The 18,723-nt window shown below is 60.6% G+C and carries 19 protein-coding genes; 13 read left to right on the top strand and 6 right to left on the bottom strand.

The genetic code is table 11. The features are described 5' to 3' along the window. Window positions 1–78: 78 nt before the first annotated feature. On the top strand, window positions 79–789 hold the full coding sequence (locus AAIH70_RS04510; RefSeq protein WP_132272769.1) for an HAD family hydrolase: 711 nt from the start codon (window positions 79–81) through the stop codon (window positions 787–789). Here AAIH70_RS04510 and AAIH70_RS04515 read toward each other — a convergent pair. Continuing rightward, complete coding sequence (locus AAIH70_RS04515) at window positions 776–1,399, bottom strand: DNA-3-methyladenine glycosylase I (protein WP_132272768.1); 624 nt, start codon at window positions 1,397–1,399, stop codon at window positions 776–778. The two genes, AAIH70_RS04510 and AAIH70_RS04515, sit on opposite strands and share 14 nt — an antisense overlap. 232 nt (window positions 1,400–1,631) lie before the next feature. Between AAIH70_RS04515 and AAIH70_RS04520 the strand changes: the two genes are divergently transcribed. From AAIH70_RS04520 to AAIH70_RS04550, 7 genes are all read left to right on the top strand, one after another. Then, window positions 1,632–2,462, top strand: coding sequence for a L,D-transpeptidase (locus tag AAIH70_RS04520; protein WP_430033263.1), 831 nt, complete (start codon window positions 1,632–1,634; stop codon window positions 2,460–2,462). A gap of 165 nt (window positions 2,463–2,627) precedes the next feature. After that, entirely contained in the window at window positions 2,628–3,317 is a 690-nt protein-coding gene (locus AAIH70_RS04525) for a L,D-transpeptidase (RefSeq protein ID WP_132272767.1), read from the top strand. Between the two features lie 312 nt (window positions 3,318–3,629). Further along, window positions 3,630–4,157 (top strand): NUDIX hydrolase, encoded by a 528-nt coding sequence (locus AAIH70_RS04530; protein WP_132272766.1) that lies wholly within the window; start codon window positions 3,630–3,632, stop codon window positions 4,155–4,157. Window positions 4,158–4,280: 123 nt separating this feature from the next. Further along, window positions 4,281–5,786, top strand: a complete 1,506-nt coding sequence (locus AAIH70_RS04535; protein ID WP_132272765.1) for an inorganic phosphate transporter — start codon at window positions 4,281–4,283, stop codon at window positions 5,784–5,786. Between the two features lie 23 nt (window positions 5,787–5,809). Continuing rightward, window positions 5,810–6,547: a 16S rRNA (uracil(1498)-N(3))-methyltransferase gene (locus AAIH70_RS04540; RefSeq protein WP_132272764.1), complete on the top strand. Its 738-nt coding sequence runs from the start codon at window positions 5,810–5,812 to the stop codon at window positions 6,545–6,547. Window positions 6,548–6,684: 137 nt separating this feature from the next. Further along, window positions 6,685–8,058, top strand: coding sequence for a glutamate--cysteine ligase (locus AAIH70_RS04545; protein ID WP_132272763.1), 1,374 nt, complete (start codon window positions 6,685–6,687; stop codon window positions 8,056–8,058). A gap of 191 nt (window positions 8,059–8,249) precedes the next feature. After that, window positions 8,250–9,110: a DUF937 domain-containing protein gene (locus AAIH70_RS04550; protein WP_132272762.1), complete on the top strand. Its 861-nt coding sequence runs from the start codon at window positions 8,250–8,252 to the stop codon at window positions 9,108–9,110. Window positions 9,111–9,188: 78 nt separating this feature from the next. Here the strand turns inward: AAIH70_RS04550 and AAIH70_RS04555 are convergent, their stop codons facing one another. After that, the gene (locus tag AAIH70_RS04555) at window positions 9,189–9,482 is read right to left on the bottom strand and encodes a DUF1127 domain-containing protein (protein WP_132272761.1); all 294 of its coding nucleotides are present in this window, start codon (window positions 9,480–9,482) and stop codon (window positions 9,189–9,191) included. 189 nt (window positions 9,483–9,671) lie between these two features. Here AAIH70_RS04555 and AAIH70_RS04560 point away from each other — a divergent pair, with 189 nt between their 5' ends. From AAIH70_RS04560 to AAIH70_RS04575, 4 genes are all read left to right on the top strand, one after another. Then, window positions 9,672–10,622, top strand: a complete 951-nt coding sequence (locus tag AAIH70_RS04560; protein ID WP_132272760.1) for a LysR substrate-binding domain-containing protein — start codon at window positions 9,672–9,674, stop codon at window positions 10,620–10,622. Window positions 10,623–10,687: 65 nt separating this feature from the next. After that, entirely contained in the window at window positions 10,688–10,963 is a 276-nt protein-coding gene (locus tag AAIH70_RS04565; RefSeq protein ID WP_245519138.1) for a ribbon-helix-helix protein, CopG family, read from the top strand. Between the two features lie 100 nt (window positions 10,964–11,063). Then, the gene (locus tag AAIH70_RS04570; protein WP_132272758.1) at window positions 11,064–11,954 is read left to right on the top strand and encodes a hydrogen peroxide-inducible genes activator; all 891 of its coding nucleotides are present in this window, start codon (window positions 11,064–11,066) and stop codon (window positions 11,952–11,954) included. Window positions 11,955–12,320: 366 nt separating this feature from the next. Beyond that, on the top strand, window positions 12,321–13,556 hold the full coding sequence (locus tag AAIH70_RS04575; protein WP_132272757.1) for an MFS transporter: 1,236 nt from the start codon (window positions 12,321–12,323) through the stop codon (window positions 13,554–13,556). A gap of 2 nt (window positions 13,557–13,558) precedes the next feature. On the opposite strand, the gene AAIH70_RS04580 is transcribed toward AAIH70_RS04575, so the two are convergent. The 3 genes from AAIH70_RS04580 to guaB form a co-directional block, all read right to left on the bottom strand. Next, complete coding sequence (locus tag AAIH70_RS04580) at window positions 13,559–14,437, bottom strand: dienelactone hydrolase family protein (protein WP_132272756.1); 879 nt, start codon at window positions 14,435–14,437, stop codon at window positions 13,559–13,561. A gap of 120 nt (window positions 14,438–14,557) precedes the next feature. Next, window positions 14,558–14,995, bottom strand: coding sequence for an MAPEG family protein (locus AAIH70_RS04585; protein WP_245519092.1), 438 nt, complete (start codon window positions 14,993–14,995; stop codon window positions 14,558–14,560). Between the two features lie 110 nt (window positions 14,996–15,105). Continuing rightward, window positions 15,106–16,599 (bottom strand): IMP dehydrogenase, encoded by a 1,494-nt coding sequence (gene guaB, locus AAIH70_RS04590; RefSeq protein WP_132272755.1) that lies wholly within the window; start codon window positions 16,597–16,599, stop codon window positions 15,106–15,108. Between the two features lie 266 nt (window positions 16,600–16,865). Between guaB and AAIH70_RS04595 the strand changes: the two genes are divergently transcribed. After that, window positions 16,866–17,375 carry a type II toxin-antitoxin system PemK/MazF family toxin gene (locus AAIH70_RS04595; protein WP_132272754.1) on the top strand — a complete coding sequence of 170 codons (510 nt, stop codon included), beginning with the start codon at window positions 16,866–16,868 and terminating at the stop codon, window positions 17,373–17,375. A 170-nt stretch (window positions 17,376–17,545) separates the two neighbouring features. On the opposite strand, the gene AAIH70_RS04600 is transcribed toward AAIH70_RS04595, so the two are convergent. Further along, window positions 17,546–18,556 (bottom strand): MBL fold metallo-hydrolase, encoded by a 1,011-nt coding sequence (locus tag AAIH70_RS04600; RefSeq protein ID WP_132272753.1) that lies wholly within the window; start codon window positions 18,554–18,556, stop codon window positions 17,546–17,548. Window positions 18,557–18,723: the final 167 nt, after the last annotated feature.

Here is an 18,723-nt window from a genome sequence, read left to right on the forward strand (position 1 = left end):
TCGTCAGGCAGGGCGGAAAACTTTCCGCCTTGCCTGATATCCGCACGCTGTCCATATTCCGGCTGGAGGATTTTTGTCATGACCATGCGTCCCATCACGGCGATCGGCTTCGATGCCGACGACACGCTCTGGCAGAACGAACAGTTCTTTCGCTCGACCGAAAGCCACTTTTCCGGCCTGCTCAAGGAATTTGCCGAGCACGACATCGTTTCGGAAAAGCTGCTGGAAGCGGAAAAGCGCAATCTCGATTTCTACGGATACGGCATCAAGGGTTTTGTGCTGTCGATGATCGAAACCGCCATCGAGGTGACCGACGGCAAAGTCGAGGCGCGCACGATCGGCGAGATTTTGGATGTCGGCCGGGAGATGCTGCGGCATCCGGTGGAAACCCTGCCGCATGTGCGCGAAACATTGGAGGCGCTGTCAGGTCATTACATGCTGGTGCTGATCACCAAGGGCGACCTGTTCGATCAGGAGCGCAAACTGGCGCAATCGGGGCTTGGCGATTTTTTCGATGCGGTGGAGATCGTTTCGGAAAAGAGCGCGACCACCTATCGCCGGGTGTTTTCACGCGTGGCGGATGGGCCGGAGCGGGCGATGATGATCGGCAATTCGCTGAAATCCGACATCGTGCCGGCGATTGCCGCGGGTGCCTACGGCGTGTTCGTGCCGCATGAGCTGACCTGGATTCTCGAGCATGTGGAACCGCCGACCGATGCGCCGCGGTTTCGCCAGATCGCCCATCTCGGCGAACTGCCTGATATCCTCGACAGGATCATGGGCGCTTGAACGCCGCCCTCAGCCGGTCGTTTTCCGGCTGGCAGAAACAGCCGTCGAGATGGTCGTTCACCATCCCCATGGCCTGCATGAAGGCATAGACGGTGGTCGGGCCGACAAAGGTCCAGCCGCGCTTTTTCAGGTCCTTCGAAAGCCGCGTGGAGACCGGCGTGGTCGGGTTGGCGCGCAGAGTTTCGTGATCCATGACCAGCGGACGCTCATGGGCCTGCGGCTCGTAGGACCAGAAGAATTTGGCAAGCGAGCCGAATTCGTCGCGCAAAACGATGGCGCGGCGGGCGTTGTTGATGGTCGAGACGATCTTGCCGCGGTGGCGGATGATGCCGGCGTCTGCCACACAACGGGCGATATCCTCCTCGCCGAACAGCGCCACCTTGTCGAAATCGAACCCTGCAAAAGCTGACCGAAAATTCTCGCGCTTGCGCAGGATCGTCAGCCAGGAAAGGCCGGACTGAAACCCTTCCAGGCAGATCTTTTCGAACAGCCGGATATCATCGGTGACGGGGCGGCCCCATTCCTCGTCATGGTAACGGCGGTAATCTTCCAGCCCGCCATGCCAGGCGCAGCGGAATTTGCCGTCATCGCCTTCGATAATGCCTGCCATCGCTCAACCATCCCGCCCGTTAACGCCATCTCGACGGCCTTCATAACACGTCAACCATGTCTTCCAACCACCCGGTAACCCTGCCGAAAGGTTTATGCAAAGCCCGGCATTCGGCGGACACCACATTTACCATTCGCTTGTGAATTGCCCCCAAGGTTTGCGCAGGATCAAAGCCGCAAGCGGATGAGACATTCCCGCAATCGGACAAGTAAACGCGTTGGAGCCGATGACGATGAAGAAGAACATGCCTTGCGCCAAATTGCTGGGGTTTCTTGCCCTCGGGCTTGCCACCACAGTCTCCTTCACACCGGCCAACGCACAGGATCGCTACCGCGAACGTCCGCCGGTCGTCGTCAGCCCCGACCTGACCGCACCCTGGCTGATGCAGCTGGGTGCAGCACCATCGCAGGCCGCGCCGCGTTACCGCACCGCGGCTCCGCAGCCGCAATATTACCAGCCGCAGGCGCAGCCGCGCCGTAGCCAGCAGGCCCGCCAGTATCTGTTCCCGCCGGCCCCTTCGCGTGCCGCCCGCCCGGCGCGCCCGCAGCAGGGGGCCCAGCAGGTGGCGATGCGCCGCCCCAACCTGCCGGTCATCCAGGGCAAGATCGAGCCGCAATTCCTGCCGCAGACAGTGTCCTACGAGACGCAGTATCCGGCCGGCACGATCGTCATCGATACCAATAACCGCTTTCTCTATCTCGTGCAGGCCGGCGGCCAGGCGATGCGCTACGGCGTCGGCGTCGGCAAGCCGGGTTTCGAATGGGCCGGCGAACACAAGGTGACCCGCAAGGCCGAATGGCCGACCTGGATCCCGCCGCAGGAAATGATTACCAGAGAAGCCGCCAAGGGCCATTACCTGCCCGCGCGCATGGACGGCGGCCCGGAAAACCCGCTTGGTGCCCGCGCCATGTATCTCGGCTCGACGCTTTACCGCATCCACGGCACCAATGCGCCCTGGACGATCGGCAGCGCCGTGTCTTCCGGCTGCATCCGCATGCGCAACGAGGATGTGACCGACCTTTACGAGCGCGTGAATGTCGGCACCCGCGTCATCGTCATCTGATCAGGCTTATGTAACTCCGTATTTTGCCCGGAAAATGTGACAAGATAGACACGATGGCAGACGTATAACGCTGCCCGTTTGTTCACATTCGTCATTCCTGATCTTGCCGTAACCATCAGGCCGGGACATTTTGTCCCGGCTTTTTTGTTATTGAAGGGGAACCTGATGAAGTCGGGTAAAATGTTGTTCGCTATTGCGGCAATGGGTTTGAGCATGTCGCTGGCGCTGCCGGTCAGCCAGGCAAGCGCGCAGTCGCGCCAGCCGCAGACGACGGCAAGCGATGTCGCGCCTTCGGTGCGCAACAAGCCGGTTCCGGAAAAATTCCAGCGCCGCATGGTGCGCTTCGCCACCAATGAAGCCCCCGGCACGATCATCGTCGATACCAACAACAAGTTCCTCTACCTCGTCGAAGGCAAAAACCGCGCGACGCGTTACGGTATCGGTGTCGGCCGCGAAGGTTTTGGCTGGTCGGGTGAAGTTTCGATCGGTCGCAAGGCCGAATGGCCGACATGGACGCCGCCGGCCGAGATGCGCGCCCGCGAAGCCCGCCGCGGCATCAAGCTGCCTGTCGTCATGCAGGGCGGCCCGGAAAATCCGCTCGGCGCCCGCGCCATGTATCTCTACAAGGGCGGCCGTGACACCATCTTCCGCATTCACGGCACCAACCAGCCGTGGTCGATCGGCCTCAACCTGTCGTCGGGCTGCATCCGCCTGATGAACAAGGATGTCGAACATCTTTATGCCCGCGCAGCCGTCGGCGCCAAGGTTGTCGTCATCGGTCCCGGCTCCAAGCCCGGCGACGTTGCTTTCAAGGATCGCGGCGTCGATATTTTCCGAACCATTTTTGGTGGTTAAAATGCCCGCTCCGGCAGCGTGATCGCGCTGCCGGAGCGTCGGACTTCAGACAATCGCCCGGTAAAATCCGGCAATTGTCACAGGACAGAGCAAAATCCGACATTTCTGTCGCATTGAGAACAGATTTTGCCGTATTATCTGGATAAATGAACAGCTGTGCAAAGCACCGCTTGACGGAAAATTATCCGCAATCACAATCTGTTCGGACGCACGCGCTCGCGGGTGATTCTCCTTTACGCAAGGGGTTTATACTCTCGATTGTGACAGCGAATACATATATTAGCATTGAATCATCTAGGAGATTCACAGAAATTGGGCTTTATCGACCGCGTCACCACCAATGTTCGTCTGATGTTGCAGCGACCACCGCGGCAGCAATATGCGGCTTTGTGCTATCGCGTTCGCAAGAAGCAGGCGGGTCAACTCGAAGTGCTTGTCATGACCAGCCGTGACACCGGTCGCTGGGTGATCCCCAAGGGCTGGCCGATGGAAGGCAAGAAGGCGCATGCCGTCGCCGAACGCGAAGCCTATGAAGAGGCCGGCGTGAAGGGCAAGGTGTCGAAGGATCCGCTCGGTCATTTCCACTACCGCAAGACGCTGTCCAACGGCGTGAAAGTGCCGGTTCTTGTGCAGGTACATGCGCTCGAGGTGGAGGAAATGCTGAAAACCTTCCCCGAAAAGGGCAGTCGCAAATACGAATGGGTAAGCTGCGAAGTGGCAGCCAGCCGCGTCAATGAGCCTGAACTGAAGATCCTGTTCATGCAGTTCGGCGGACGGATGTATTCCAACGCCACCGAGCCAGCCGCTCCGCCCTTCTCCGCCAAGACTGCCGGTGCCTGAGCACGTTTTTTCCGCCAATATTCTCCGCACAAGCCAAATCTGGAACGTTGCCGGCATCGGCTGCGTTCGGCGATCATCGGCCAAGCGACCGACGCTCTCACGATGCCATCAGGATAGACTGGAATGCCGCCCAACAGACCCCGTTTGGCCAAGCCGACGCTGGACAAGGATCTCGAAAAGATATCGCGCCTTGAAGAAGCAACGCGTTATCTCGGGCGCGGCGTGGCGATACACGGCACGGCACTGATATTTCTGATCCTGATGGCCGTGCTGGCCGGCAGTTTCGTCACCGGCCGGGCGGATGTCTTTCTGGTCGTCTGCGCGGCAGCGATTGCCGGTTACATGGCGATGAACATCGGCGCCAATGACGTCACCAACAATATCGGTGCGGCGGTCGGCGCGCGCGCCATGACCATGGGTTTCGGCCTTGCGCTGGCCGCCGTGTTCGAAATCGCCGGTGCCGTGATCGGCGGCGGCGGCGTCGCCGATACGATCGCCAACGGCATCATGCGGCAGGGCGTGATCACCGGCCCCGACGTGATGATCTGGGCGATGATGGCCGCCCTTCTCTCCGCCGCGATCTTCATCAACATCGCCACATGGCTCGGCTGGCCGATCTCCACCACCCATTCGATCGTCGGCAGTGTGATGGGGTCCGGCATCGCCGCCGCCGGCATTTCCGCCGTCGACTGGGCGACGGTCAGCGGCATTACCGCCAGCTGGGTGGTCTCGCCGCTTCTGGGCGCCGTCTTCGCCGCCGGTTTCCTGTTCCTCATCAAGGAAACCATCATCTACCGCGAGGACAAGATCGCCGGTGCAAAACGCTGGGTGCCGGTGCTGATCGGCATCATGACCGGTGCGTTTGCCGGTTATCTGTCGCTGGTCGGCCTTGGCCAGCTGACCGATGTCTCGGCGCTGACGGCCACCATCATCACCATCGTCAGCGGCCTGCTGTCATGGCGGCTGCTGATCCCCGTCATCGCAAGGCAGGCGGAAGGGCTGGAGAACCGCAACCAGTCGCTGCGCAAGCTTTTCCGTATTCCGCTGGTATTTGCCGCAGCCCTGATGTCCTTCGCGCATGGTGCCAATGACGTCTCCAACGCCATCGGGCCGCTGGCCGCCATCGTCTCGGCCTCGCGCCATGGCGCGATCGGTTATGTCGAGGTGCCGATGTGGGCGCTGGTCATCGGTGGGCTTGGCATCTCGCTCGGTCTTTTGCTCTACGGTCCAAAGCTGGTCAAACTGGTCGGCTCGGAAATCACCAAGCTCAACCCCATGCGCGCCTATTGCGTATCACTGTCGACGGCGTTGACGGTCATCACCGCATCCTGGATCGGCCTGCCGGTATCATCCACCCATATCGCCGTGGGCGCGGTTTTCGGGGTCGGCTTTTTTCGCGAATGGTACACCCGCCATTCCCGCCGCCGTTACGAATATGTTCGCGTGCGCGCCGGCGAAGAGATCGACACGGTGGAGCCGTTCGAACGCAACGATTATGAATTCCGGCACCGTTATCTGGTGCGACGTTCGCATTTTCTGAGCATCATTGCCGCCTGGATGATCACCCTTCCTTGCGCTGCCGCCCTTTCGGTCGTTATGAGCCTGATCATGTTCGCGATCTTTCTGTGATCGCCAAGACGGGATTTTAGATCATGCGCGCCAATTTTCGGATGCAGCGGCTTTATGTGGAAGCCGGGATCGCCATGGGCACGCCGCTCGAGGCGACGACCGAACAGTTCAACTATCTCGTCAACGTGCTGCGCATGACGGCGGATGCCGAAGTGCTGATCTTCGATGGCCGCAACGGCGAATGGCGGGCACGCCTGACCTTCCCCAGCCGCAAGAAACTGCTGCTGGAGCCGGTCGAGCAGACACGGCCGCAGCCGGACGCGTCCGACCTGCATTACCTGTTTGCGCCGCTGAAAACCGGACGGCTGGATTATCTGGTACAGAAGGCGGTGGAAATGGGCGCCGGCCTGCTGCAGCCCGTGATGACCCAGCATGTGCAGGGCAAGATCACCAATATCGATCGTCTGCAGGCCAATGTCATCGAGGCCGCCGAACAGTGCGGCATATTGTCGATCCCTGAAGTGACGGCACCGAAAAAACTGACCGATCTTCTCGAAACTTGGCCGGCGGAGCGACGTATCATCTTCTGTGACGAAGGCGACGAGGGCCAGAACCCGCTGCCGATCCTCTCCGCCATCACGGAGAAAAAACTGGCACTGCTGGTCGGGCCGGAAGGCGGGTTTTCGGAAGAGGAAAGGCAGCTTTTGCGCAGCCTCCCCTTCGTGACCGCCATCCCTCTCGGCCCGCGAATTCTCAGGGCCGATACGGCGGCGGTGGCGGCTCTCACCGTCATTCAGGCGGCAATCGGCGACTGGCGATAAACAAGCGCGGCAGATTTGACACACAATCGCCTCATTTTCTGAAGGCTTGTTGAAACAAATTCACTTGCACCGCACATGAAAGCGGTTCAAGCAGCCGGACGTTCGTCAAAAATACGGCACTCCAAAAGGTACTCTTCATGGCACGTGATACCACCGATCACACTCCCCTCACTTCGGTGTCCGAACTCTCGGCCTATCTGGCCGGTGGCGCCAAGCCCAAGGAGAACTTTCGGCTGGGCACGGAGCATGAAAAGTTCGGCTTTTTCACCGATAGTCTTGGCCCTGTTCCCTATGAAGGCGAAGCCAGCATTTCCGCGCTTCTCAAGGGCATGCAGGACAAGCTCGGCTGGGAGCCGATCATCGATGCCGGCAAAGTCATCGGCCTTGGCGAAAAGGACGGCATGGGCGCGATCTCGATCGAGCCGGGTGGCCAGTTCGAGCTTTCCGGCGCGCCGCTGAAGACGCTGCACGAGACGCAGGCCGAAACGGAACACCATCTGGCCGTTCTGAAGGAAGTGGCCGACCCGATGGGCATCCGTTTCCTCGGCATCGGCGGCAGCCCGAAATGGTCGCTTTCCGAAACGCCGCGCATGCCAAAATCGCGTTACGACATCATGACCCGCTACATGCCGAAGGTCGGCAGCAAGGGTCTCGACATGATGTACCGCACCTGCACGATCCAGGTGAATGTCGATTTCGGCTCGGAACTCGACATGGCGCGAAAACTGTCGCTGTCGATGAAGCTGCAGCCGCTGGCAACCGCGCTGTTTGCTGCCTCTCCCTTTACCGAAAACCGCCCGAACGGCTTCCTCTCCTGGCGCGGCGATATCTGGGGCGATACCGACAACCAGCGCTCCGGCCTGTTGCGCGCCGCCTTCGAGCCGGGTTTCTGTTTCGACAGTTACGTGGAATGGGCGCTCGACGTGCCTATGTATTTCATCGTTCGCGATGGCCGTTATCGCGACTGTACCGAGATCACCTTCCGCCAGTTCATGGATGGCGCGCTGAAGGGCAAGATCGAAGACTGGGAGCCGACGCTCGGCGACTGGACCAACCACCTTTCCACGCTGTTCCCCGACGTGCGCCTGAAGCGTTACCTCGAAATGCGCGGCGCCGATGGCGGCCCGCTGTCGCATATCTCGGCGCTGCCGGCCTTCTGGGTGGGTCTTCTCTATGACGACGCGGCATTCGAGGCCGCCGAGGCGATGACCGCCAACTGGACCTTCGAGGATGTGCAGTCGCTGCGCGACGCCGTGCCGACCGTCGGCCTTTCGTCGGAACTGCGCGGCACGCCGCTGTTCGATGTCGCCCGCGATATTCTCGACATCTCTTCGGCCGGCCTGAAAGCCCGCGATTACCGCAATGCCGAAGGCGCCGACGAAAGCATCTATCTGGCGCCGCTTGATCGCATCCTGAAGAACAAGGCGACATTGGCGCAGGAACTGCTGACGCTTTACAACGGCAGCTGGCTGAACAGTGTCGATCCGGTTTTCGAACACTACCAGTACTAAATCCGTCGACACCCTTTGCGCGAATAAGGAACCAAGTTTCGCGCAAAGACTTTCCCGGTATAGTGTTGCGCATCGCTTTGTAGAATTTCATCGATTTTCGACAGCTCGGTGCGCGACATCAAAGCGCTGCATGGCCTTGAGCGAGATAATCGCCGGGCCATAGGCGATTTGTTTCCGGAAAGGTTGGGCAGATGCTGCCGTTGTTCGAGATGATGCTGAAAGCCCAGAACGGCGCTGTCACCGAGGCGCTGGCGAAACAGTTCGGGCTGGCGCAGGAACAGGCGGCGGAAGCGATTGCGGCGCTGGTGCCGGCTTTCTCATCCGGCCTCAAACGCACCACCGCCAACCCCTACGACGTCGGCCCGCTGATGGCGGCGATGTTTTCCGGCGCTTACGGCAAATATTTCGAGGATGTCGGCAAGGCCTTCACCGATCAGGGCAAGGCGGATGGCAATATCGTGCTGGAGCGCCTGTTCGGCTCCAAGGACGTGTCCCGCGCCATCGCGGCGCAGGCGGAACAGTTTACCGGCATCGGTCAGGACGTGTTCAAGCGGATGATGCCGGCCATGGCCGGCGCTATGATGGGCGGGCTGTTCAAGCAGGCGACCGGGCAGCTGGGCGATACGGACATCTATCCGATGGCGGCGATCGGCCAGCACTGGATGAAGATGATGGGGTTTGGCAAGGCTGCCTCGAAAACCGCCGCCCACGACAATGACACATTCCCATCCGCCTTCGACAACCCTTATGCCAAGACAATGCGCGCCATGTGGGGGCTGGAAAAGGCCGAACAGCCACAGGCAACAGCCTTCAACCCGTTTGCCGACAATCCCTTCGCCAAAAGCTTTCAGGAGATGATGGCCGGCAGTTTTGGCGCCCAGCCGATGGGCCGGCCAACCGCCCCTTCCCCGAGCGCGGAGACCGCTTCCACCAACCCGCTGATGGATGCGATGAACAGCATGTTCGACAGCGGGCTGGACGTGCACAAGAGCTACCAGAAAAACATGGAAGCGATCTTCGACCGCTATCTCGGCCCGATGGAAAAACACTGAGCATAAAAAAGCCCGGCGCGGAAAACCGGGCCGGGCAAAGGCAGGGCTATTGGCATGACCCTGCGGGGAAAAACCGTTTCATCTCTCCAGCGACAGCATGTAGGCGCGGCGACCGCGCTGCCGGGCGGAGGAGAGATGGTGATAGGGATCGTCCAGCACGCCGGAATGGGTGAGTGCCTGCTCGACATCGCGACGGGTGAGGCCGATGTCATCCAGTTGCTGGTCATCGAGATCGAGCAGCGGATTGAGCGCCACGCGATTTTTCAAGGCACGCCACAGGGCCACAATTCGCGCGTTCAAACGGGCCGAAAACGTCGTGCCGCGCGGGGCTCCAAGCATTCCGTGTTGTGTCATCCGTTCGTTCATGCGCATGGCCTTGTCCTCTCTAAGGCACGGGAAAGACCGCTCCGGCGCTGCAAATGGCCGGCAGGCGGTCAGGGGAACTTCGCTCTTTCGAAGCGTTGTTGCTCTGGAATTGCGTTTCGTTATGTAAGATCACTATTGATCAGTCCAACGAATGTTTCTAATGGTTAGCATCAAACACCCTGATGGATCATCGCCATGGCCGCACCCCTCGATATCGACCAGCTGCACACCTTTGTCGCCATTGTCGACACCGGCAGTTTCACCAAGGCGGCCGACCGGGTGTTCAAGACGCAATCGGCGGTTTCCATGCAGATGCGCCGGCTTGAGGAACGGGTCGGCAAGCAGCTGTTCATGAAGGACGGGCGCGGCAACAAGCTGACCGCCGAGGGCGACAAGCTGCTGAATTACGCACGCCGCATCATCCGCCTCAACAACGAGGCAATGGCCGCCTTCGACGACAACCGTCTGGAAGGCACGCTGCGGATCGGCACGCCGGACGATTATGCCGACCGCTACATGCCGGAAATCATCGGGCGGTTCGCCAAGACACATCCGAATGTCGAGCTTTACATCGTCTGCGAACCTTCGCCGAGCCTGGCCGAAAAGATGGCGCGCGGCGAGCTGGATATCGCGCTCGTCACCCACAATCCGCGCCTGCGGGTTTCCGACGTGGTGCGCACCGAGCCTTTGTGCTGGGTGGGCTCCGCCAACCACCCGCTGAAGGACGATGCGCCGGTGCCGCTCGCCGTCGGTCGGCGTGATTGCCTGTGGCGGCAACTGGCCTGTTCGGCGCTCGATGCCGATGGCCGCGATTACCAGGTGTTGTTCACCAGCTGGTCGGCGACCGTTGTTGCCGCCGCCGTTTTGACCGGGCTTGCGGTTTCCGTTCTGCCGGAATCGGCGCTGCGCACCGGCATGAAGGTGCTGACCTCGGCCGACGGTTTTCCGCCGTTGCCGCCGGTGCAGATCGGCCTGATGAAACGCCCCGGCCTGTCGCCATCGCTGCTCAACGCCATCACCGACCACATCACCGCCTGCCTCGACAACATCTCGCCCGCCCCGGTTTCCGACGATATCGACGGCGACATGAAGACGGTGACGCGGCTGGTACGACCACGGATGGCGCAGGTGATGCCGGGCTGGTGAGGCGATCGTTGACTTCGCGTCACATCGGATGCAGCGTGGCCACGTAACGGCTGAGGATTTTGCCGATGGCAACGAAAGAACTTCAGATCGAGCTGGATTTGCCCGAAGACCTGATTGAGGTCCTCGACCGTGTTGCTGCGGCCGTGAAGGAAGATCGCGCAACGGTGATGCGTCGGGCGCTGGAACATTATGCCGAGCAGGAAGGCGCGATTATTCTGGATGAAGCGGCGGGGCTGGCTGAGCTGGATGCGGGATTGTCCGTCGATTTTGATGATGTGCTGAAGGAATCCTATGCGATCATCGAAGCCGCCGAAGCCAGACGGGCGAAACGAGCGGGCTGACTAAACTCCCCCGCGGCCTTGATAAGGACGTTGCCTGCCCCGACTTCATCCGATAACTTCCGCCGCATACTAGGCATCGTTGCGATCGGAAAACCCTATCATGTTGACATTGCGCCAGATGCGCTATTTCGAAGCGCTGGCCGCTGCACGCCATTTCGGAAAGGCGGCCGCCATGGTGAATGTCAGCCAGCCGGCGCTGTCGGCGCAGATCATGGAGATGGAAGAGCATCTCGGCACGTTGCTGGTGGAGCGCCACCGCTCCGGCGTGTTGCTGACCCCCAAGGGCGAAGCCGTGTTGCAGCGGGTGCGGCGCATTCTTGAGGATGTCGCCGGGCTGGAAGAGTTTTCACGCGATGGCGGCGGTGTTTTGCAGGGCCTGACGCGGATCGGCATCATTCCGACCGTCGCCCCCTATCTGGTGCCGGCGCTGGTGCCGCACTTGCGCGAAAACCATCCCGATGTGGAAATCGAGTTGCGCGAGGCAGTGACCGACCGGCTGATCGCCGACCTCAGCGAAGGCCGTATCGATGCGGTGATTGCGGCGCTGCCGATCGATGGCGATGGGCTGGAGAGCCGGCCGCTGTTTGCCGACCGGTTTTTCATGGCGATGGCCAATAATGACAGCGATGTGCTGACCTCGCCCTTGACCGAAACGCAGGTGGATGCCGAACGGCTGCTGCTGCTGGAGGAAGGCCATTGCCTGCGCGATCAGGCGCTGGCCGTGTGCGGCACGGCCGGAAAACGCAGCCTCGTCAACTTTGGCGCCACCTCGATGACCACGTTGTTGCAGATGGTCTCGCATGACATGGGCATGACGCTGATCCCGGAAATGGCGATCGCCACCGAAGCGGCTCGCAACGACCTGCGCATCGTGCCTTTTGCCGAGCCGGTCCCATCGCGGCAGATCGGGTTGATCTGGCGGCGCTCAAGCGGGAGGACCAAGGATATGGAGGCGCTGGGGGCGGCGATTTTGGCGTGTAGTCGGGGTTGAGGGTTGGCGGTATCCCTTGTCCGGATTTGGCAAAACACCCCTCACCAAGCGCGTCCAGCGATCGGCCTTGCCTCTCGCGGACTTGCTATCCTCTCCCGCAAGGGGAGAGGAAAAAACGCTGCGGCCCTTATCTCTCCCCTTGAGGGAGAGAAAGCGATTTCAACATCTTAGCCAAAGGCTAAGTGTTAGAAATCGCAAGTGAGGGGCTCACTACCCGGCCATCAGCCTTCTCGTGGATCGATGGTTCCGCAATGCATTGCCTCAACACAAACGCCAGTATCCCGTACCGCCCCTGCCCCATCCCGGCTTGGCGCATTGCCCCCTTGCGCCTAAACTCCAAGGCCCCGCCACACCTCCCGAGCCCCCATGACAGACGCCACCACCAGCCCCGCCGCCGGCTCCATTCACTGGAAACGCAATCTGTTCGTCTGCCTCACCGGCTCGTTCACCACCATCGTGGCGATGACGCTGCTCCTGCCCTTCCTGCCGCTTTACGTCGAGGAACTCGGCCTCACCGACCATGCCGCCATCGTGCAATGGTCCGGCATCGCCTATGGCGCGACCTTCCTTGCCGCAGCGCTCGTCGCCCCCATCTGGGGACGCCTCGGCGATATCTATGGACGGAAACTGATGCTGGTGCGTGCCGCGATCGGCATGACCATTGCCATCTCGCTGATGGGCATGGCGACCACCGTGTGGCAACTGGTAGCATTGCGGCTGGTGGTGGGACTTGCCGGCGGTTACGCATCCGGCTCGATGGTTCTTGTGGCGGCGCAGACGCCAAAGGACCGTTCCGCCTGGGCACTCGGCACGCTGTCGGCCGGCATCATGGCCGGCAATCTCGTCGGGCCGCTGATCGGCGGAGTTCTGCCGCAGCTGATCGGCATCCGTGCGACGTTCCTATGTGCCGGGGCCGCCATCTTTTTCGCCTTTCTCGCCACGCTGTTTCTGATCCGCGAGGAAAAATCGTCGACACGCAAACAGGCGGCGAAAAGCAGCGGCGGGTTTCGCTCGCTGCCGCACAAGGGGCCGGTTGTCGCCATGCTGTTTACCGGCATGCTGCTGATGTTCGCCAATATGTCGATCGAGCCGATCATCACCGTTTATGTGGCACAACTGGTGACTGACCCGGCGCAGGTGACGATCACCGCCGGTTTCGTCATGTCGGCGGCAGCGCTGGGCAGCGTACTGTCCGCCTCGCGGCTGGGCAAGCTGGCCGACCGCATCGGCACTTGGCGCGTCATCACCATGACGCTGGCGGTGGCGGCCGTGCTTTTGATCCCGCAGGCTTTTGTCACCGAAAGCTGGCAGCTGATATTTTTACGCTTCCTGATGGGGCTGGCGCTCGGCGGGCTGTTGCCCTGCATCACCGCCGTCATCCGCCACAATGTGCCCGACAGCGCAACCGGCGCCATTCTCGGCCTGTCGATTTCGGCGCAATATGTCGGTCAGGTCGCGGGGCCGGTTTCGGGCGGGTTTGTCGGTGGGCATATCGGCATGCCGGCCGTATTCATCGGCACCGCCGTGCTTTTGGCGGGCGGTGCCTTGTTCTGCCATCTGGTGCGGCCGGCGGAGACGCATTCCGCTTCCCCCGCCAGATAGGCTCAACCGAGATTGGCCTTGAAGAAACCGATCGTGCGGCTCCAGGCGAGATCGGCGGCCGCCTTGTCATAACGGGCAGAGGACGTATCGTTGTTGAAGGCGTGGTTGACGCCCTCATAAACGAAGATCTCGAACGTTTTGCCGTTCTTTTCCAGCGCCTCGCGATAGGCCGGAATGCCCGCATTGATACGCTCGTCGAGGCCGCCGTAATGCAGCATCAGCGGCGCCTTGATCTTTGGCACATCGGCGGCCGGCGCCTGCTGGCCGTAATAGGCCACGCCGGCATTCAGATCCGGCGAGTTCACCGCCATGCGGTTGACCAGACCACCGCCCCAGCAGAAGCCGATCGCACCGACCTTGCCGTTTGCGCCCTCGTGGCCGGCAAGCCAGCCGCGCGCCGCTTCTCCATCGGCCGCCGTCTTTGCCGGATCGAGGGTGGAAAACAGTTCGCGCGCCTTGTCTTCATCCGGCGGAGTGCCGCCGACAGGAGAGAGGAAATCGACGGCGAGCGCATTGAAGCCCTCGAGTGCGGCGCGGCGGGCGACATCGCGGATATGCTCGTTGAGGCCACGGTTCTCATGGATGACGATGATCGAGCCAAGCGGGCCGCTGGCCGATTTCGGGCGTGCCCAATAGGCTTTCATCTCGCCGGTCGCGCCGGGAAAAACGACGCTTTTGGTGGTGAGGCGATCATCATCGACAGCGACAACGGCGGCTTGTGCACCACTGGCGGCCAGCATGGGGGCGATGGCGGCAGCGGCCGCACCGGAACCGGCCAGCACCGTCAGCCGCTCCATGAATTTTCTGCGGTCGAGATGGAGATGGGTGTATTCGTCATAGGCGGAAATCATCGCCTGCGTGACTTTGGGCTTCTTGTCCATGATGCCTGCTCCTCTCGTGAAACGATGAAGCGAAGGTAGAGCAGAGTTCTGGACATGGCGACGCAGCGCCGTGGCGCCCACCCTACACGAATGCGTGAGGCAGGCGCCGCTTCAGCACAATCAGGAGGTCGCCAGCCAGATGGCCAGCCAGCCCCACATCAGCACGGTCGCCAGAAAACCGACCATGAACAGGGGGCGGCGCAGAAGCAGCCGGTTGCTGGTGATGTGCACATAGGAATGCGCATACCGCGACAGCACAAAGATCCAGGCAAGCGCAATGGTGATGATATTGTCGGCATTGCTGACGAAGATGGCCAGGACGCCGGCATGGAACAACATCGGCAGCTCGAACTGGTTCTTCAGATTGTTGTGCACCAGCAGGCTTTCCGGCGGTTCCGACAGGTTTTCCTTGAACTGCCGTGCATCGAATGTGCCGGACTTCACGGCGGCGACACGGCGCTTCGACAGCATGTAATACAGAATGAAAACGAGGAACGCATGCGCGATCATCGGCCAGAACATGGCGGTTGTGTCAGTCAGCAACAGGTCTGATGTCATCGGCTTGGTCCTCCAGCTTTTAGCCGGTGTTCTGACACGAAAACGGGCCGGGCAACATGCCCGGCCCGCCCGAAATCGGTGGAGAGTTTCTCGCGAATGCGCCTGGGCGCTTACGAGCTGACGCCCGGATAGTTCGGGCTTTCGCGGGTGATGGTCACGCCATGCGGATGGCTTTCGCGAAGACCGGCGCCGGAAATGCGCACGAAAGTCGCCTTTTCCTGAAAGTCCTTGATGTCCTTGCCGCCGACATAACCCATGGCAGCCTTGAGGCCACCGGCCAGCTGGTGCAGCACGGCCGAGACCGGGCCCTTGTATGGAACCTGGCCCTCGATGCCTTCCGGCACAAGCTTCAGCGTGTCGCGCACTTCCGCCTGGAAATAACGGTCTGCCGAGCCGCGCGCCATGGCGCCGACGGAACCCATGCCGCGATAGGCTTTGAACGAACGGCCCTGGTAGAGGTAAACTTCGCCCGGGCTTTCATCGGTACCGGCCAGAAGCGAACCGACCATGACGGCCGATGCACCGGCGGCGATTGCCTTGGCGACGTCGCCCGAAAACTTCAGGCCGCCATCGGCGATGACCGGAATGCCGTGCTTGTTGCCTTCCTCGACGGCCGCCATGACGGCTGCGAGCTGCGGCACGCCGACGCCGGCGACGATGCGGGTGGTGCAGATCGAGCCCGGACCGATACCGACCTTGATGCAATCGGCACCGGCATCGATCAGCGCCTTGGTGCCTTCCGCTGTGGCGACATTGCCGGCAATGATGCGGATGGCGTTCGACATCTTCTTGACGTGGGCGACCGCATCCAGAACCTTCTGGGAATGGCCGTGAGCCGTATCGACGACGATGACATCGACGCCGGCATCGATCAGGCGTTCGGCGCGCTCGACGCCATCGTCACCGGTGGAGATGGCGGCGGCAACGCGCAGGCGGCCCTGCGCATCCTTGGCGGCATTCGGGTTGAGCTGCGACTTCTCGATGTCCTTGACGGTGATGAGACCGACGCAACGGCCTTCATTATCGACAACCAGCAGCTTTTCGATGCGGTTGGTGTGCAGCAGGCGCTTGGCTTCAGCCTGCTCGACACCGTCCCTGACCGTGATCAGGTTGTCGCGCGTCATCAGTTCAAAAATTTTCTGGGACGGATCGGAGGCGAAACGGACGTCGCGGTTGGTGAGGATACCGACCAGACGGCCCGGACGGCCGCCGTTTTCAACGACCGGAATACCGGAAATGCCATGCGCCTTCATCAACGCGTGGGCGTCGGCAAGCGTGGCATCCGGGCCGATCGTCACCGGGTTGACGACCATGCCGCTTTCGAACTTCTTGACCTGGCGAACTTCCTCGGCCTGTTCGATCGGGGTCAGGTTGCGGTGGATGACGCCCATGCCGCCCGACTGCGCCATGGCAATCGCCAGACGGCTTTCGGTGACCGTGTCCATGGCCGACGACAGGATCGGCAGCGACAGGTCGATATCCTTGGCGATACGGGTGGAAATGTTGGTCTGGCCCGGCATGATTTCCGAGTGCCCCGGCTGCAGGAGCACATCGTCGAAGGTAAGCGCTTCCGCGCCGGTTGCCGAGATTACGATGCGTGCCATTGCCAATTCCTTCAGTTGGATAGGCAGAATCCTCCGGAAAAGGGAAAATCCCCGTCCGGCTTCTTCTGCATGAAATACATGGAAGTTGGCGAGGGCTGGTAACACGTTCATGACAGATTGGGAACAGAAAAATCCCGGAGGGGAGACCCGCCGGGATTGCATAGCTTGACTTGCCCCAGCAAAGATGCGAGCAATAATTTTATAATTCTACCCTTGGTTTAACCGCAAAACTTTCACTCAAACGATCTCCGGCCCATTCGGCGCTCATGGCAACGAGATACCCCGTCAAGATTAAAGCCGCTCCGAAGGTTGGCAGCCTTTACTGGTGTGCTCTGCACCCAGAGAACATGATCCACATTCCTGAGTTCTGGAAAAAACGACCCGTCGTGGTCATTTCTCGAAAGAACATGTTGCATGGGAAGGTCATCGTTCTACCCATAACTACCGATGATGATAACCAGAGCTACGAGAACAGCGTAGAGTTATCAAAGGCAACAAGCGACAAGATCAACGGGCGACGATGCTGGGTTGTCTGCGACCACCCCATGACCGTAGCAACCTCGCGGCTGGATTTCGTCAACAGGAACCCGCCCAGAATCGCTATGGATGAACTCTCTCCGATACTTGAGAAGTGTCATGCCAGCATGGCTGGGTGGGCGCAAAAGCCAAATCCAGAGATTTTGATAAAGGAAACAAGCACGTTCACGGACACTTCCGGACGGACCATCATTACCGATGAGGTCGTCATAGAGATTGATCTACCCACTCAGAAGTGAGGCGGCTGGCGGCGTGGCATCGCTGGACAACACACCATTGACGCGCATCCCGATAAGAACTAAATATACTTTATCTGCGGGGCATGGAAACACGCCACCGTCTCCCGAAAGGGACATATAAGCCAAAGCCACCCTTCGGGGTGGCTTTGGTCGTTTAAAGCGCCGCGCGATCAGAGATCGAACTGGTAGCTTTTTGGCACGAAGCGATAACCGTCCTCGAATTTTTCGGCATAACCGACCGCCGGGAACGGCATGTGGTAACCGAGGAAGGGCACCTTGTCGGTTGCGATCATGTCAAACACCTTGCGGCGGCTTGCCGCTGCCTTGGCCTTGTCCATGTCGAAACGCACCTGCCAGTCGGGCTTCTGCAACGAGAGTACATAGTGGTTGGCGGTATCGGCCGTCAGCACGAGGCGTTTGCCGGCGGATTCGACGTTGAACACCATGTGGCCCGGCGAATGGCCGAAGGCGGCCATGCTGGTGATGCCGGTGACGACATCCGTGCCGTCTCCGATGAAAGTGGTCTTTTCGGCCAGCGGTTTGACATTGGCGAGCACGCCCTTGTGGCCACCTTCGGCCGGCGTGCCGACGCGGGCCGTATCGGTCCAGAAATCATATTCGACCTGGCCGGCGACATAACGGGCATTCGGGAAGGCAGGTGCGCCCTTTTCCATCAGGCCGCCGATATGGTCGCCATGCATGTGGGTGAGGACGACGATGGTGACATCCTCGCGTTTGTAACCGGCAGCGGCGAGGCCTTCGATCAGCCGGCCATTGCCCTTAGGCCGACCGCCCTCACCGAAGCCGGTATCGAACAGGATCAGATCGCTACCAGTGTTGATGGCGACAGGCGCATAGCTGTTGACGAATTGGTCGGCGGGGAGAAAGTTCTTTTCAAGCAGGGCGGCCACTGCATCCGGCGCTTGATCTGTGCCAAAGGTTTCGTTCGGCTTCGGCAGCGCGCCAAAACCATCACGAATGGCAAGGATTTCGAAATCACCGAGTTTGAAGCGGCTCACTTCCGGTGGCATGGCATGATCCATGGGCAATCCCTTGTTGGCTTCGGCGCCGGCTTGCGCGGTCTGCGCTGCAGCCTGGCCCGACAAAATGGCCGGTGCGGCCAGCACACCGAGACCGGCAGTTCCAAGCATCGTCCTGCGATCGATCGTAAAGCGTGTCATGATGTTCTCCATCGTTTTTCCACCGGCCGAGCGAAGCAGGACCGTCCCGAGGGAAAAGATAGAAATGCAGGCGAACGAGCAAGCGGGCGTCACGCAGACGTGATGCGAAATGACAAAAGTTAGCCGGACATGATTGGCATGTCATCAAATGAGGAATACAGACGTCA

Origin of the sequence: Neorhizobium sp. BT27B, assembly GCF_050455485.1 — a bacterium.
Lineage (GTDB): Bacteria > Pseudomonadota > Alphaproteobacteria > Rhizobiales > Rhizobiaceae > Neorhizobium.